This window comes from Catellatospora vulcania (genome assembly GCF_009720385.1).
Taxonomy (GTDB): Bacteria; Actinomycetota; Actinomycetes; order Mycobacteriales; family Micromonosporaceae; genus Catellatospora; species Catellatospora vulcania.
Genome location: NZ_WARX01000014.1, coordinates 51,966 through 66,773 on the forward strand (window position 1 = coordinate 51,966; position 14,808 = coordinate 66,773).

At 71.8% G+C, this 14,808-nt stretch carries 15 protein-coding genes and 1 pseudogene; 9 read left to right on the forward strand and 7 right to left on the reverse strand.

Features of this window, described 5'->3' with window-relative positions; genetic code table 11:
• Positions 1-23 precede the first annotated feature (23 nt).
• The 3 genes from F6W97_RS30370 to F6W97_RS30380 form a co-directional block, all read right to left on the reverse strand.
• On the reverse strand, positions 24-1,055 hold the full coding sequence (locus F6W97_RS30370; RefSeq protein ID WP_155374008.1) for a 2-oxoacid:ferredoxin oxidoreductase subunit beta: 1,032 nt from the start codon (positions 1,053-1,055) through the stop codon (positions 24-26).
• Complete coding sequence (locus F6W97_RS30375; RefSeq protein WP_155374254.1) at positions 1,048-2,880, reverse strand: 2-oxoacid:acceptor oxidoreductase subunit alpha; 1,833 nt, start codon at positions 2,878-2,880, stop codon at positions 1,048-1,050. Before F6W97_RS30375 ends, F6W97_RS30370 begins: the two co-directional genes overlap by 8 nt.
• 256 nt (positions 2,881-3,136) lie before the next feature.
• Positions 3,137-4,882 (reverse strand): SigE family RNA polymerase sigma factor, encoded by a 1,746-nt coding sequence (locus tag F6W97_RS30380; RefSeq protein ID WP_155374009.1) that lies wholly within the window; start codon positions 4,880-4,882, stop codon positions 3,137-3,139.
• Between the two features lie 83 nt (positions 4,883-4,965).
• On the opposite strand from F6W97_RS30380, the gene F6W97_RS30385 reads away from it, so the two are divergent.
• The 4 genes from F6W97_RS30385 to F6W97_RS30400 all read left to right on the forward strand — a co-directional run bounded on the left by F6W97_RS30385 (position 4,966) and on the right by F6W97_RS30400 (position 7,223).
• Positions 4,966-5,337 (forward strand): NADH-quinone oxidoreductase subunit A, encoded by a 372-nt coding sequence (locus F6W97_RS30385; RefSeq protein WP_155374010.1) that lies wholly within the window; start codon positions 4,966-4,968, stop codon positions 5,335-5,337.
• A 139-nt stretch (positions 5,338-5,476) separates the two neighbouring features.
• Positions 5,477-6,034 (forward strand): DivIVA domain-containing protein, encoded by a 558-nt coding sequence (locus F6W97_RS30390; protein ID WP_155374011.1) that lies wholly within the window; start codon positions 5,477-5,479, stop codon positions 6,032-6,034.
• Entirely contained in the window at positions 6,031-6,507 is a 477-nt protein-coding gene (locus F6W97_RS30395) for an SRPBCC family protein (RefSeq protein WP_155374012.1), read from the forward strand. The genes F6W97_RS30390 and F6W97_RS30395 overlap by 4 nt, the downstream gene beginning before the upstream one ends.
• Positions 6,508-6,608: 101 nt before the next feature.
• Positions 6,609-7,223 (forward strand): Uma2 family endonuclease, encoded by a 615-nt coding sequence (locus F6W97_RS30400; RefSeq protein WP_155374013.1) that lies wholly within the window; start codon positions 6,609-6,611, stop codon positions 7,221-7,223.
• Positions 7,224-7,230: 7 nt separating this feature from the next.
• Here F6W97_RS30400 and F6W97_RS30405 read toward each other — a convergent pair whose 3' ends face one another.
• On the reverse strand, positions 7,231-8,142 hold the full coding sequence (locus F6W97_RS30405; protein WP_155374014.1) for a sterol desaturase family protein: 912 nt from the start codon (positions 8,140-8,142) through the stop codon (positions 7,231-7,233).
• Between the two features lie 42 nt (positions 8,143-8,184).
• Here F6W97_RS30405 and F6W97_RS30410 point away from each other — a divergent pair, with 42 nt between their 5' ends.
• Positions 8,185-8,763 carry a DNA-3-methyladenine glycosylase I gene (locus F6W97_RS30410; RefSeq protein WP_155374015.1) on the forward strand — a complete coding sequence of 193 codons (579 nt, stop codon included), beginning with the start codon at positions 8,185-8,187 and terminating at the stop codon, positions 8,761-8,763.
• Positions 8,764-8,787: 24 nt separating this feature from the next.
• Positions 8,788-8,976, forward strand: a pseudogene (locus tag F6W97_RS30415) (hypothetical protein); the annotation flags it as partial.
• Here F6W97_RS30415 and F6W97_RS30420 read toward each other — a convergent pair.
• On the reverse strand, positions 8,973-9,758 hold the full coding sequence (locus F6W97_RS30420; protein WP_155374017.1) for an enoyl-CoA hydratase-related protein: 786 nt from the start codon (positions 9,756-9,758) through the stop codon (positions 8,973-8,975). The pseudogene F6W97_RS30415 and the gene F6W97_RS30420 overlap by 4 nt on opposite strands.
• The gene (locus F6W97_RS30425; RefSeq protein ID WP_155374018.1) at positions 9,758-10,549 is read right to left on the reverse strand and encodes a PaaX family transcriptional regulator; all 792 of its coding nucleotides are present in this window, start codon (positions 10,547-10,549) and stop codon (positions 9,758-9,760) included. Before F6W97_RS30425 ends, F6W97_RS30420 begins: the two co-directional genes overlap by 1 nt.
• A 286-nt stretch (positions 10,550-10,835) precedes the next feature.
• Between F6W97_RS30425 and F6W97_RS30430 the strand changes: the two genes are divergently transcribed.
• Positions 10,836-11,003, forward strand: coding sequence for a DUF3117 domain-containing protein (locus F6W97_RS30430; protein ID WP_120317235.1), 168 nt, complete (start codon positions 10,836-10,838; stop codon positions 11,001-11,003).
• Between the two features lie 283 nt (positions 11,004-11,286).
• Positions 11,287-12,741: a leucyl aminopeptidase family protein gene (locus tag F6W97_RS30435; protein WP_155374019.1), complete on the forward strand. Its 1,455-nt coding sequence runs from the start codon at positions 11,287-11,289 to the stop codon at positions 12,739-12,741.
• A gap of 79 nt (positions 12,742-12,820) precedes the next feature.
• Here the strand turns inward: F6W97_RS30435 and F6W97_RS30440 are convergent, their stop codons facing one another.
• Complete coding sequence (locus tag F6W97_RS30440) at positions 12,821-13,435, reverse strand: O-methyltransferase (protein WP_155374020.1); 615 nt, start codon at positions 13,433-13,435, stop codon at positions 12,821-12,823.
• 80 nt (positions 13,436-13,515) lie between these two features.
• Here F6W97_RS30440 and F6W97_RS30445 point away from each other — a divergent pair, with 80 nt between their 5' ends.
• Positions 13,516-14,787, forward strand: a complete 1,272-nt coding sequence (locus F6W97_RS30445; protein WP_155374021.1) for a S1C family serine protease — start codon at positions 13,516-13,518, stop codon at positions 14,785-14,787.
• Positions 14,788-14,808: the final 21 nt, after the last annotated feature.

The following is a 14,808-nucleotide window of genomic DNA, read 5'->3' on the forward strand; positions in this document are numbered from 1 at the left end:
CGCTTTCCTGTGTCAGCCGACGGCTACAGGATCGTCCAGGTGTCGCCGGAGTTGAGCAGCGCGGCCAGATCCGCCTCGGGCTCGCCGGCCTTCGCCTTCGCCGCGTCGAGCTGGTTGCGCACCAGCTCGTCGTAGGACGGGCGGCGCACCGAGCGGAACACGCCCACCGGGGTGTGCCGGAGGTCCGGCCCGGCCAGCCGGGACAGCGCGAACGCGTACGCCGGGTCCTCGGCGTGGGCGTCGTGCGTGAGCACCTCGCCCGCGTCGACCTGGTCGGCCTCGCTCACGGCCAGCCCGAAACTGCCCGCCGGGTGGGTGACCACGTGCGAGCCGTCCTTGCCGAACGTGATCGGCTGCCCGTGCTCCAGCCGGATCAGGTAGGCGTCGCGCGTCTCCGGGTCCTTGAGCACCTCGAACGCGCCGTCGTTGAAGATGTTGCAGTTCTGGTAGATCTCCACGAACGCCGAACCCTGGTGCTCGGCCGCCTGGCGCAGCACCGACTGCAGGTGCTTGCGGTCGGAGTCGATGGTGCGGGCGACGAAGGAGGCTTCCGCGCCCAGCGCCAGCGAGATCGGGTTGAACGGCGCGTCCGACGAGCCGGTCGGCGTGGACTTGGTGACCTTGCCGATCTCGCTGGTGGGCGAGTACTGGCCCTTGGTCAGACCGTAGATCTTGTTGTTGAACAGCAGGATCTTGATGTTCACGTTGCGGCGCAGCGCGTGGATCAGGTGGTTGCCGCCGATGGACAGCGCGTCGCCGTCACCGGTCACCACCCACACGGTCAGGTCCGGGCGCGACACCGACAGGCCGGTGGCGATCGCCGGGGCCCGGCCGTGGATCGAGTGCATGCCGTACGTGTTCAGGTAGTACGGGAAGCGCGAGGAGCAGCCGATGCCCGAGACGAAGACCGTGCGCTCGCGAGGGATGCCCAGCTCGGGCAGGAAGGTCTGCATCGCGGCCAGGATCGCGTAGTCACCGCAACCCGGGCACCAGCGCACCTCCTGGTCGGACTTGAAGTCCTTCGCCGACAGCTGGACCGGCAGCGCGTTAGACATTCTTGATCACTTCCTCGAGCATGGTCTCCAGCTGGGTGGAGGTGAAGGGAAGCCCACGCACCTGGTTGTAGCCGACGACGTCGATCAGGAAGCGCGCCCGGATCACGTGGGCCAGCTGGCCCAGGTTCATCTCGGGGATGACCACCTTGTCGTACGACGCCAGCACCTCGCCCAGGTTCTTCGGCAGCGGGCTCAGGTGCCGCAGGTGAGCCTGCGCCACGTTCACCCCGCGCTGGCGCAGCGCCCGCGACGCCGCCCCGATCGGGCCGTACGTCGAGCCCCAGCCCAGCACCAGCACCTTCGCCTCGCCCGACGGGTCCTCGACCGCGATGTCCGGCACGTCGATCGCCTCGATGCGGGCGGCCCGGGTGCGCACCATGAAGTCGTGGTTGGCCGGGTCGTAGGAGATGTCACCGGTCTTGTCGGCCTTCTCCAGGCCGCCGATGCGGTGCTCCAGCCCCGGCGTGCCCGGCACGGCCCACGGCCGCGCCATCGTCTCCGGGTCGCGCAGGTACGGGTAGAACTTGCCGTCGTCGCCGTTCGGACCGGTCGCATACTCGACCCGCAGGTCGGGCAGCTCGCTGATCTCCGGCAGCAGCCACGGCTCGGAGCCGTTGGCGACGTAGCCGTCCGACAGCAGGATGACCGGGGTGCGGTACTTCAGCGCGATCCGGCAGGCCTCGATCGCGGCGTGGAAGCAGTCCACCGGGGACTGGGCCGCCACCACCGCGACGGGCGCCTCGCCGTGCCGGCCGAACAGCGCCATGTTCAGGTCGGCCTGCTCGGTCTTGGTCGGCAGGCCCGTCGACGGCCCGGCCCGCTGCACGTCGACGATCACCAGGGGCAGCTCCAGCGCGACCGCGAGCGAGATGGTCTCGCCCTTGAGCGCGACACCGGGGCCGCTGGTGGTGGTGATGCCCAGCGCGCCGCCGTACGCCGCGCCCAGCGCCACGCCGATCGCGGCGATCTCGTCCTCGGCCTGCACCGTGGTCACGCCGAGCTTCTTGTGCTTGCTCAGCTCGTGCAGGATGTCCGACGCCGGGGTGATCGGGTACGCGCCCAGCAGCACCGGCAGCTGCGCCTTCACACCGGCGGCGACCAGGCCCAGGGCGAGCGCGGTGTTGCCGGTGATGTTGCGGTAGTTGCCCGGGGCCATCTGCGCCGGCGGCACCTCGTAGCGCACCGCGAAGCCCTCGGTGGTCTCACCGAAGTTCCAGCCCGCGTTGAAGGCGGCCTTGTTCGCGGCGACCAGCTCGGGGCGGGCCGCGAACTTCTTCTCCAGGAATGCCATGGTGGACTCGTGCGGCCGCGAGTAGAGCCAGCTCAGCAGGCCCAGCGCGAACATGTTCTTGGCGCGCTCGGCGTCCTTCTTGCTCACCGGGAGCTCCGCCAGCGCACCCACGGTCATGCTGGTCAGCCCGACCTTGTGCACGTCCCAGCCCGCGAGCGAGTCGTCCTCCAGCGGGTTGGCCTCGTAGCCGACCTTGGCCAGGTTGCGCTTGGTGAACTCGTCGGTGTTGACGATGATCGTGCCGCCCTTGGGCAGGTCGGCGATGTTCGCCTTGAGCGCCGCCGGATTCATCGCCACCAGCACGTTCGGCGCGTCGCCGGGCGTGAGGATGTCGTAGTCGGCGAACGCGACCTGGAAGCTCGACACGCCGGGCAGCGTGCCTGCGGGAGCACGGATCTCCGCCGGGAAGTTCGGCAACGTCGAGATGTCGTTGCCGAGCTGGGCGGTCTCCGACGTGAATCTGTCGCCGGTGAGCTGCATGCCGTCGCCCGAGTCACCCGCGAAGCGGATCACCACCCGGTCGAGCTGATGGATCTCCTTGGCGGGATGCCCGTGCTCGCTGAGCTGACCGGCCTGCCCGGCGCCCTCACGATGTTCGGCCACTGGACGCGACCTCCTGCTGGGGTGGTGTGCTGTTACGTCTCGATTAAGGTCAGCCTACGTCGGCGGTAGGGAATAGCGTTGACACGGCCCCCCAGCGAAACCATGCGTAACGTGATAAACACGACAGCAATTCTGAGGACGGGTCGCGCATATCACTGGTCTGTCCCACAGAGTGGCATTCCATCGGCTATTCGGCGAACGATGTGCCATTCCAGCGGTACATCACGTCGCCGCCCTCGCCTCCGCCCGCCGGGAACGTGCCCACCATGAGCCCGCCGGGCGCCAGGTACCAGGAGCCGATGGTGCGCTCCGCGGGCGTGGGCACGCGGGCGACCGCGAACCATCCGTCCGGCGCCAGGTCGAAGACCACCAGGTTGTGGCCGACCCGCAGGTTCGTGGAGTCGAGCGCGCCGTCGGCGGCGCACGCCAGCAGCAGCACCAGGTAGGGCCGCCGGTCCGGGTCGAGGCGCGCCAGGTGCGGGCCGTTCGACGGAGCGCCCGGGACCAGCGCCCACTCGCGGTCGCCATCCTCGGCCACGCCGTCGGCGTCGAACACCGGCCGGACCGGACCCGCGGGCGCGGGCAGGCCGGCACAGGCCAGCTCGTCGGCCAGCCCGGTCAGGTCCAGGCGGCGCCCCTCCACGGTCGGCGCCACCGGCGGGTACGCGGCCGACACGTCCACCGGCACGATCGCCCGCCCGTTCCAGCCGTAGCCGTAGACCATGCCGATCCGGTAGTCCTGCGGGCCGCCGTGCCACGGCTGCATCTCGAGATAGACGACCTGGTCCCCGGCCCAGACGGCGGGGTAGAACGCGCCGCGCTCCCCGGCCCAGCCCAGCCCGCGCAGCGTGCCGTCCGCCTCGCGGGTCACCACCAGCAGTTGCGACCCTCCGTCGCCGCTGGTCTCGTTGTCGGACATGCAGCCGGTCCGCAGCACCGCCTCGGCCCGGCCGTCCCCGGTGAGGTCGACGTGGGTGACGTCGACGGGGTCGAAGCGCAGCTGTGGGAAGCCGCTGCCGCTGGTGACCCATGGCGACCCCTCGTCGGTGGCCGTCCGGAAGGTCAGCCGCCCGGCCGGGCAGCCAGGGGCGGGCGGCACGGTGATCACGGCGCCCCGCCAGTCGACGCCGCGGATCGGGTCGTCCGCCGAGATGACGGCGATCGGCGCGGGGCTCGGCGGCGGCGCGCTGGGCAGGGCGGCGGGGCTGGGGCTCGGGGACTGCGCGGGGGGCGGCGGCGTCCGGTCCGCCCGGACCGCCTGCAGCGCGAACACGGCCACCAGCGCGCAGATCGCCGCGGTCGCGGCGGCCAGCCCACCGCGGCGCAGCTGCCGCCGCCGGTCGCCCCGCCGGCGCACGTCCTGCGGCGCGACGCGCCCGCCGTCGCCGTGGGCGTGCTCGCCGAGCAGCGCCGCCAGCTCGGTGCGGCCGCGGTGCAGCCAGGACTTGACCGTCCCGGCGGGCACGCCCATCTCCCGCGCCACCTCGCTCACCGGCAGGTCGACGAGATGGTGCAGCACGATCGCCTGGCGCTGGTCCATCGGCAGCGCGCGCAGCGCGGTCACCAGCGCCACGTGCTCCGGGCCGGCCGCGGGCACGTCAGCGGGGCGCTGGCGCACCAGGTGCGCCGCAGCCACCCTCAGATTGCGCCAGCGGGACCGGGCCAGGTTGACGGTCACCCGGTACACCCACGCGGGCGGGTTGTCGTAGCGGGAGATCTCAGCCCAGCGCTGCCAGGCCCGGCAGTACGCCTCCTGGGCCAGATCCTGCGCCTGCTCCCGGTCACCGGTCAGACCGAACGCCACCGCTACGGTGCCTGCGTAGTTCGCCTGGTAGAACGCGTCGAAGTCGGTGGCGTCGAGGGCACGCCGGGCCGCGGCGCGCGACGCGGGGGCCGACAGCGCCGCCGGTCGTGGCGGGGGCGGGACGGACATCGTCATGCAGGGTCACACACGATGGCCCGCCGTGCGGTTGCACGAAATCCCCGGCGTTCATCGCCAGCCGTTAGGCTGCGGTCGTGAACGGTTACCTCGACGCGTACGCGACGGTGGCGTTGCTGCTGCTGGTCGGTGTGCTGATCATCGGAGGGGCGTACGCGGCCAACCGGCTGCTGCGCCCGTCGCGACCCAACGCGGCCGAGGGCAAACTCGACACGTACGAGTGCGGTCTCGACCCGGTCGAGGGCGGCTGGGCGCAGATGCAGATTCGTTACTACGTCTACGCGTACCTGTATGTGCTGTTCGCGGTCGAGGCGGTCTTCCTGTTCCCGTGGGCGGTCGTCTATGCCCGATCGGGCATGGCGGTGGTCCTGGAGATGGCCGTTTTCGTCGCCGTGCTGGCATTGGGCCTGCTCTACGCGTGGCGGAAGAACGCGTTGCGCTGGCTGTGACCGCGTCGCGCACCCCGCGCCCGGTCGGCTGAACGCCGAGTTACCGCGTGGTAATGAGCCGGACGGTTCCCGTGCCACGGGCCGGACAGCTCGGGTGGCAGGGTCGCGCTGGAGCGCCACTCGTGCCACGATCGTGGGCATGGGCAACCTGCTGCTGCTGATCGTCGTCGCGCTCACCGTGGGCGCCGTGGTGTTCGGGGTGATGACGCTGGTCACCGGGGGTGACCCGGGCCTCGCGCCGGCCGAGCCGGACGAGCGAGCCACTCCGTTGCCCGCCGACCGCCCGCTCGTCGAGGGCGACGTGTCCCGGGTGACGTTCGACCCGACCTGGCGCGGATACCGGATGGCGCAGGTCGATCAGACGCTGCGCCGGCTGGCGTACGACATCGGTTACAAGAGCGAGCTGATCCAGGTGCTCGAAGCCGAGGTCACCGCGCTGCGCGAGGGTCGCGTCGAGGACGCCGACACCCTCGCCCGCGCCCGTGCCAGCGCGCTGGGCGTGATCACCTCCGGTGCCGCGGCCGACGAGCCGGTGGACGCCGCCGACGAGACCCCCGCCGAGGACGCCGAAGCGGCCGACCCGGCCGTGATCGACGCCGAGGCCGGCGAGCAGCCGGTCGACGAGGCCGACCACGAGACCGACCCGGTGCCCGCCGAGGTGGACGAGGCGTCGGCCGGCGAGCCGGTCCGGCGGTGACGGCAGACGATCCCACCACCCCCGGCGCCGGAGAGGTCACCGCGACGATCATCGTGGCCGCGCCGGCCGAGCGGGTGTTCGCCGCGTTCATGGCGTGGGAGCGGCAGAGCGACTGGATCCCGCTGACCAAGGTGCGGGTGCTCGAGGGCGACGGCGGCGAGGGCACCGTGATCGAGGCGATCACCGTGGCCGGTCCGGCCGTGCTGCGCGACGAGATGCGGGTGGTCAAAGTGGACCCGCCCTACGAGGTGCGAGTCGTCCACCAGGGCAAGGTGCTGCGGGGCCCGGGTGTCATGCGGTGCACCCCGATGGGCGGCGACCGTACTCAGGTGGTCTGGCACGAGTGGTTCCACCTGCCCGGCGGCGTCGCGGGACGGCTGGCCTGGCCCCTGCTCTGGCCCGGGTCCAAGGTCAGCCTCAAACAGGCCCTGAAGCGCTTCGCGAAGCTGGTCGAAGCCGGCCGCCTGCCGTGAGTGAACGGTAAGCAGGGAAACCTTCTATCAGCGAAACCTTCTATCGTGAGCCGTCACGGTAGCCTTCAACCGTGGCTCCCACGACTTCCGAAGGGGACGCGATGAGTGCTGCCGTCGCCAAGCTCGCGCAGCTGCGCCCAGGCGTGCGCGGTTACACCGTCGCCGATCTGCACACCCTCCCGGAAGTCGGCCCGCGGTACGAGCTGCTCGACGGGAGCATCGTCATGTCCCCCTCCGCCACCAGCGCCCACAACATGATCGCGCGCTGGATCGCGCAACTGATCGAGGATGCCGACCCCGGCGACGGCTACGTGGTGAGCACCGACCAGTCCGTCGCCATCGATGATCACAACGAGCCCCGCCCGGACATCGTGGTGCTGCCCGCAGCCCACATCGACGATTCGCCGTTCCCGGTCGACGGGGTGCAGTTGGTGGTGGAGGTCGTGTCGCCGACGTCGGCGCTACGGGACACCGAGGTCAAGCGCGTGTTGTACGCGCGAGCCGGGGTCCCGTTCTACTGGGTGGTCGTGCCGGATCCCGACGCCGATGCCATCGCACTCGCGGAACTGGTGCTGGAGGGCGGCAAATACCGCTACGCGACGCATTACACGTCCGGGGTGTTCCGCACGGAGCAGCCCTGGCCGGTGGAGATCGACCTGCCGGCGCTGGCCGCGCGGACGGCGCGCTACCGCAGGCCGTCCGTCGGCACGTCCTGATCCGGCGTCATTCGACCCGGACGGCCCGCGAGGCGGGCGGTGCGGCGGCAGCCGCCGCTGCGGGGACCGGTCTCGGGGCGGGTGCCGCGCCGGGGGACCAGCCGGGCCCGCGGACCAGCGTCGGCAGCCAGTGCCAGACCGGGCGGGCACGTAGGTCGCGGAAGATCGCGGCGTACTCGTGGTAGGCCACCCGGAGCGGGTTGTAGGTCGTGATGTTCTTGGTGAGGCCGTAGATCGGGCGTTCGGTCTCGGGGGCGAACGAGCCGAACATCCGGTCCCAGATGATCAGGATGCCGCCGAAGTTGCGGTCGAGGTAGCCGCCCTGCGAGGCGTGGTGCACCCGGTGGTGCGACGGGGTGTTGAAGACGAACTCGTAGGGCCGCCACATCTTGTCGATGCGCTCGGTGTGGATCCAGAACTGGTAGAGCAGGTTGATGCCGCCGCAGAAGGCGGTGACGGCCGGGTTGACCCCGACCGCGGCCAGCGGCAGGTAGAACAGGAACCCGGTGAAGCCGGTCCACGACTGGCGCAGCGCGGTCGACAGGTTGAACGTCCGCGACGAGTGGTGCACCACGTGCGAGGCCCACAGCAGGCGGATCACGTGGTGGCCGCGGTGCGACCAGTAGTAGCAGAGGTCCTGCGCGATGAGGAACAGCGGCAGGGCCCACCAGTGGAAGTCGATCCGCAGCGGCGTCGCCAGGTAGATCGCGCTGGTCGCGACAGCCGTGCCGAGGCCCCAGAGCACGTCCCAGCCGAGGCTGCCCAGGCCCATGCTGATGTTCGTCGCGGTGTCCTTGCCGCCGTAGCCCACCTCGTCCTCGTCAGGATGGAACCAGTAGGACACCCGTTCGAGGACCATGAGCAGAATGAACAGCGGCACCGAGTACAGCACCACTGGTGGGAAGGCCGGGAGCTCCATGAGTTCCGAAGGCTATTCGCGTTCTAACAAGGGGGCAATAGGGTGAGCGACCTCATCGTCGGTGACGACGGGCTGGCCCGCTGCGCGTGGTCGGCCGGTGCGCCGGAGTACCGCGCCTACCACGACGAGGAGTGGGGCACGCCGCTGCGCGGCGACGACGCGTTGTTCGAGCGGGTGAGCCTGGAGGCGTTCCAGTCCGGACTGTCCTGGATCACGATCCTGCGCAAGCGGCCCGGGTTCCGGGCGGCGTTCGCCGGGTTCCACCTGGAGACCGTGGCCGCCTTCGGGCCCGCCGACGTCGAGCGGCTGCTGGCCGACGCCGGAATCGTGCGCAACCGGTCCAAGATCGAGGCCACGCTGCACAACGCCCGGGTCGCCCTGGAGCTGCCGGGCGGGCTGAGCGCGCTGCTGTGGTCGTACGCCCCGCCGCCCGGCCGCCGTCGTCCCGCCTCCCGTGCCGACGTGCCCGCCACCTCGGAGGCGTCCGTCGCGATGGCCAAGGCGCTCAAGAAGCGCGGGCTGCGTTTCGTCGGACCCACCACCGCGTACGCGCTCATGCAGGCCACCGGCATGGTCGACGATCACCTGGCAGGCTGCCACGTTGCCGTCCGGCCGCTGTGATGGGATGAGCGGGTGAGTAGGAAGTGGCTGGTCAGTGTGGCGTTGCCGATCGAGGCGGAGTCGGCGGAGGAGGCGGTCCGGGAGTACTGGCGCTACGTCAGCGAACTGGGCCCGGACGAGCTGCCCGCCTACGTGTCGCCGGCGGGGGACGAGCTGCAGATGACGGCGTACGTCACCGACGGCGTCGCCCCCCTCGATCCCGAAGAGGACTAGCGCCCCCCGAACACCGGCTTGCGCTTGTTCACGAAGGCGTCGGTGGACTCGCGGTGGTCGGCGGTGCCGCCGGACAGCCGCTGCGCGGCCAGCTCGACCAGCAGCGCGTCGGCCAGCGTGCCGGTCGCGCCGTGCAGCAGCTCGCGCTTGATCTGGCCGTACGCCACCGTCGGGCCGGCCGCCAGCCGGGCCGCCAGCTCCTGCGCCACCGGCAGCACCTGGTCGTCGTCGTCGGTCAGCCTGGTCAGCAGCCCCAGCCGGTGCGCCTCGTCCGCCTTCACGGGCTCGGCCAGCAGTAGCAGCTCGGCGGCCTTGGCCGCGCCGATCATGCGGGGCAGGGTCCAGGACACGGCGGTGTCGGCGGCCAGGCCCACCCGCGCGAAGGCCATCAGGTACGACGTCGACGGGCCGCCGATGCGCAGATCGCACAGGAAGGCCAGGCCCGCCCCTGCGCCCGCGGCCGGGCCGCGCACCGCCGCGACCACCGGCTTGGGCAGCTCGGCCAGCGCCAGCGCCATCGGGTTGTAGTGCTCCTCGACGGTGTCCAGCGGGGCCTTGTCGCCCATGGTGGCCATGTGCTCGCGCAGGTCCTGCCCGACGCAGAAAGCCCGGCCCGCCCCCGCGAGCACCACCGCGCGGCACGCCGGGTCGGCGGCCAGCTCCTCGAACGTCTCCCGCAGCGCGACCTTGAGCGCGACGTCGAGCGAGTTAAGGGAGTCGGGGCGGTTCATGGTGACGGTGACGACGCCCTCGGCGCGGTCGACGAGCAGCGGTGCGGACATCAGCTCTCCCTGAGGCAGTGGTCGACGAAACGGTCGGCGGCGGGCCGCAGCCGGGCGGCCTGCCGGTCGAAGAAGGCGGCCGCGGCGGTGCCGGGCCAGTCCGGCGGCAGCAGCGAGGCGGGCAGCTGCGGGTCGCGGAACAGGAACGCGCGCCAGGCGTGCACCAGGGCGCACCGGGCCGCGTACGCGGTGCGGTCGTCGGTCAGCCGGGTGATCGCGCCGACCACCGGCGTGAGCTGCGCCACGAACCCGGCGTACGAGGCGCCCACGGCCGGCACGTTCCACGCTCTCATGATCAGTTCTCGGGCGCCGGTATCCCCGCCGGTGTGGGCCGCGGAGAAGCGCTCGAAGCGCACCCCGGCGTCGGCCAGCAGCCCGTCGACCTCGCCTGCGGGCCGGGCGGCGAGCCAGACACCGGTCTCCAGCCGCCCGTAGCCGAGGAAGGTCAGCTCGGCGGCGAGCCGGTCGCGCTCGGTGCGAACATCCGGTGCGGAGATCACCAGAAGGTCGAAATGTCCGTCCCAGGAGCTGCGGCCGGTCCGGTAGATGCGGGCGGCGGCCTCGTCGAGGCGGCGAACGGCCCGCGGGGTCAGGTGGTAGCCGGGTCCGGCGGGCAGTCGTACCGGCGCGAGCCAGCCTTGTCGCACCATGCGGGACACCGCGGTACGTACCGCCGGTGCGGCGACACCCAGCGGCGCGAGCAGCCGGATGAGGGCCGCGATGGTGGCTCTGCCACCACGTTGCCGCAGGTGATCGCCGTAGAGGTCGAAGAGTGCGGAACGGGCCTGCATGAGGGGTGATTGTGACAGATGTGAACTGTGCTGGCGAGATGATGTCACACCGTGACCGGCCCGGTTTGGGCTTAGCGGAGTCCATCAGGGAAAATCATTGGTCGGCACCCGTTCGTGTGGCCCCACCCAACCACACGCCGGTGCCGGACGGCGTACGGGACGGCGCGTCGCGGCGAGGCTGCATCGGCAGCCGTCGCGAGGTTTCGTCGGCGGAGCAGGCGGGGAGACCCGCCAAGTCTTGCATTCAACCCGAGTGCAGGTCTGGCAAGTCTGAGGGGAGACACACATGGCGGCGATGAAGCCGCGGACGGGCGACGGTCCGCTGGAGGTCACCAAAGAGGGCCGGGGAATCGTCATGCGCGTGCCGCTGGAAGGCGGCGGGCGGCTTGTGGTGGAGATGACACCAGACGAGGCCACCGCTCTCGGCGAGGCCCTCAAACTGGCCGTCGGCTGACATCGGGACCGGCCGGGCCCCATCCCGGCCGTCCAACCCACCCCTCACCGGCTCACGTGGCGCGCTGACCGCGCGGCGCGGAGCCGCCTTCACCCCCATTGCACCCACCCCCTCCTGACCAGCGGGAACGTGCCCTGGATCCGGTATGCCGCGCGGACGGCACACCGTCGCCGGGCGCGCGCGCACCAGCACTCCGTCGCGGCCGGCGCCGGAGGCAGCGCGATATGGTCAGGCGGTCGGCGGCCGGTGGGGCGTCGGCGGCACAGCCAGTGAAGGGGCAGGGATGATCTCGATTCGACTGGACGGCGCGGCGGATCCCGCCGGAACCGTCGCGTGCCCGGTGGGCACCGCCGAGGGCGAGTCCACGGCGGGCACACCGCTCGCCGTGCTGCCCGCAGACGTCGCCGCCGAGGCGGACGCGTTCCTCGTCGCCACCGAGCACAAGGGCTCGGCGGGTGTCGTCCAGACGCTGCCGCGACCGCTGCGCGAGCCGTCGAAGGTGCTGCTGGTCGGGGTCGGCTCCGGTGACGAGGCGGGCTGGCGGGCGGCCGGCGCCGCGCTGGCGCGTGCCGCCGCCAAGGAGGCCGCGCTCACCGTGCTCGCTCCCGCCGACCTGACCGACGCCGCGTTGCGGGGCCTGGCCGAGGGCCTGTGGCTGGCGTCGTACCGGTTCCGCGTGGCCGAGGAGAAGCCCGAGGCCACGCCGAAGCTGGCCGAGGTCGTCATCGCCGTGGCGGGCAGCCCCGAGCGGGAGGCGGCGCTCGCGGCGACCCGCACCGTGGCCGGGCACACCCGCTTCGCCCGGGACCTCACCAACACCCCGTCGCTGACCAAGACGCCCGAGTGGTTCGTGCGCCAGGTGCGCGAGCGGGCCGGGGACGGCGTGACCGTCACCGTGCGCGAGCGCGAGCAACTGGAGGCCGAGGGCTTCGGCGGCATCCTCGCCGTCGGCGGCGGCTCCGTGCACGAGCCCCGCCTGCTGGAGCTGAGCTGGTCCCCCGAGGGGGCCACGAAGCACGTGGTGCTGGTCGGCAAGGGCATCACGTACGACACCGGCGGCATCGACATCAAGCCCAACGACGCCATGCAGCTGATGCGCAAGGACATGGGCGGCGCGGCCGCGGTCGTCGGCGCGCTGCTCGCCGTCGCCGACCTGGGGCTGCCGGTGCGGGTCACCGCGCTCGCCCCGCTGGCCGAGAACATGGTCTCCGGCAGCGCCTGGCGCTCCGGCGACGTGGTCACCCACTACGGCGGGCTCACCTCGGAGGTGCGCAGCACCGACGCCGAGGGCCGGGTCGTGGTCGGCGACGCCATGGCGTACGCGGTGCGCAACCTCGCGCCCGACCTGCTGATCGACCTCGCCACGCTGACCGGCGCGTCGCGCATCGCGCTGGGCAAGAAGACCGCGGCCCTGTTCAGCGCCAACGAGGAGCTGATCGGCGGCTTCACCGCCGCGGGCGCCGCGGCCGGGGAGCCGGTGTGGCGGCTGCCGCTGGCCGAGGAGTACGCCGGGGACGTCGCCTCCGACATCGCCGACCTGGACAACGCCGCGGGCAACCCCGGCACCATCACCGCCGCGCTCTACCTGCGCGAGTTCGCGGGTCCGCTGCGCGACCGGTGGGTGCACATCGACATGTCCTCGCCGTCCTGGTCCGCCGCCCCCGACGGCGAGCTGACCAAGGGCGCGACCGGCTGGGGCGTACGCACCCTGGTCCGCTGGCTCTCGACGGTCTCCTGACCTTCCCGCGACAACTCTTAAAGACTTGCGGCCTCCGAGTGCTTCGGAGGCCGCAAGTCTTTAAGAGTTGTGAGGAGGGTCAGGCTTTGACGGCGGCGAGGAGGCCTTCGCCGAGGGGGAGCAGGGCGGGCTGCCAGAGGTCGCTGTCGCGGACGCCGTATGCCAGCTCGCGCACCGTGAAGACGTCGCGGCCGCTGGTCAGCACGCCGTGCAGGACGGCCACGCCGCCCGGCCGCAGCAGCCGCGCCGCGGCGTCCATGAACGCGGCGTACTCGGTCGGGTCGGCGTCGACGAAGATCAGGTCGTAGGCGCCGTCGGCGAGCCGGGGCAGCACCTCCAGGGCGCGGCCGGTGATGACCCGGGCCCGCGAGGCGGAAAAGCCGGCCTCCGTGAACAGCCGTCGCGCCATGCGCTGGTGCTCGGACTCCCGGTCGATCGTGGTCAGCACGCCGTCGGCCCGCATGCCGCGCAGCAGCCACAGGCCGCTGACCCCGGTGCCGGTGCCGATCTCGACGACCGCCTTGGCGGCGCAGGCCCCGGCCAGCATGCGCAGTGCGGCCCCGACGGCCGGCGCCACCGGCTGCAGGCCCACTTCGACAGCCAGCCCGCGAGCCGTCTGCGCGATCACGTCCTCGGGGACGAACGACGCGATGAAGTCGCCTGCGCTACCTGGCTGGCGATGCAGCGTCGTCATGGGGCACCTTCCGTGAACAGTGATTTTTCACGTTGAAACCATGCCATCCTGAAACCGGGAACGGGACGGAGGGCTGGTCAGTGACCGACGGCTGGGGTTATCGCCGGCCGGATGACGACGACTGGACGGCAACGCAGCAGACGCCGCCGGCCGTCGCACCGCCGGCGTCGTTTTGGTGGTCTGATGCGCTCAACGATCCGTGGCGCGATCCGCACTCGCCGGTGGCGCTCGTGCCACCCGCCGAGCGCGCGCACGCACCCGAGCCGGAGCCGTTGGCCGAGCCTGACCATACCCGACGGCGTACGTTGTGGACAGTCGCCGGAGCGGCCGTCCTGGCGGGCGTACTGGCCGGGGTGCTGGGCGGCGCGATGGGCGTGCGGTTCAGCGACGACCGCCAGACGGCGCGCTCGCTGCTCGGCCCGACCGCCACCCCGCCTTATCGCGCCCCTGAGACGCTGGCCGCCGTGGCCAGCCTGCTGCTGCCCAGCGTGGTCACCGTCCGGGTGCCGGTGGACGGCAGCGTCTCGCTCGGCTCGGGCTTCGTGGCCAGCGCCGACGGCCACATCATCACCAACGACCACGTGGTCTCCGGCAGCACCGGAGTGGTGAGCGTCATATTCGACGACGGCACCAGCTCCCCGGCGAAGGTGATCGGCAGCGATCCCGAGTCGGACGTCGCGGTGCTCCAGGTCAAGCGTGGCGAGCTGCACCCGGCGATGCTGGGCGACTCCGACGCGGTCGCCGTCGGCGACTCGGTGGTGGCGATCGGCTCACCGCTGGCGCTGCGCGGCACCGTGACCGCGGGCATCGTCAGCGCGCTGGACCGGCCCATCGCCACGGACTCCGACAACGGCACGACCAGGTATTACGCCGCGATCCAGACCGACGCCGCGGTCAACCACGGCAACTCGGGCGGCCCGCTGGTCGACGCCGCGGGCCAGGTGGTCGGGATCAACGCCGTGATCAAGTCGATGGCGAGCAGCGAAGAGTCGTCCGGCAACATCGGCCTGGCCTTCGCCATCCCGATCAACCACGCCCGCCGGGTCGCCGAGGAGATCATCACCGCGGGCCGGGCACACCGTACGGTGATCGGGGCCGAGGTCGAGGAGTCGTTCCGTGGACCGGCCGGCGGGGTACGCCTGGGCGAGGTCGTGGCCACCGGTCCGGCCGCCGAGGCCGGCATGCGCACCGGTGACGTGGTGACCAGCTTCGACCGCCGGCCGCTCAGCGAGCCTACGGACCTCATCGCACTTGTGCGGAAAACTGCACCGGGTGAGGTGGTCGAAGTGACCTACAAACGGGGTTCTACCAGCCACAACGCTGCCGTGACACTCGTCGCTGACGCTGACTGAGGGGTGGCCTGTCCGGCCTTC

Coding starts and splice junctions, on each gene's coding strand:
- F6W97_RS30370 (WP_155374008.1), bottom strand. CDS start 1,055: ATGTCTAACGCGCTGCCGGTCCAGCTGTCGGCGAAGGACTTCAAGTCC.
- F6W97_RS30380 (WP_155374009.1), bottom strand. CDS start 4,882: ATGTCCGTCCCGCCCCCGCCACGACCGGCGGCGCTGTCGGCCCCCGCG.
- F6W97_RS30390 (WP_155374011.1), top strand. CDS start 5,477: ATGGGCAACCTGCTGCTGCTGATCGTCGTCGCGCTCACCGTGGGCGCC.
- F6W97_RS30400 (WP_155374013.1), top strand. CDS start 6,609: ATGAGTGCTGCCGTCGCCAAGCTCGCGCAGCTGCGCCCAGGCGTGCGC.
- F6W97_RS30405 (WP_155374014.1), bottom strand. CDS start 8,142: ATGGAGCTCCCGGCCTTCCCACCAGTGGTGCTGTACTCGGTGCCGCTG.
- F6W97_RS30420 (WP_155374017.1), bottom strand. CDS start 9,758: ATGTCCGCACCGCTGCTCGTCGACCGCGCCGAGGGCGTCGTCACCGTC.
- F6W97_RS30425 (WP_155374018.1), bottom strand. CDS start 10,549: ATGCAGGCCCGTTCCGCACTCTTCGACCTCTACGGCGATCACCTGCGG.
- F6W97_RS30430 (WP_120317235.1), top strand. CDS start 10,836: ATGGCGGCGATGAAGCCGCGGACGGGCGACGGTCCGCTGGAGGTCACC.
- F6W97_RS30435 (WP_155374019.1), top strand. CDS start 11,287: ATGATCTCGATTCGACTGGACGGCGCGGCGGATCCCGCCGGAACCGTC.
- F6W97_RS30440 (WP_155374020.1), bottom strand. CDS start 13,435: ATGACGACGCTGCATCGCCAGCCAGGTAGCGCAGGCGACTTCATCGCG.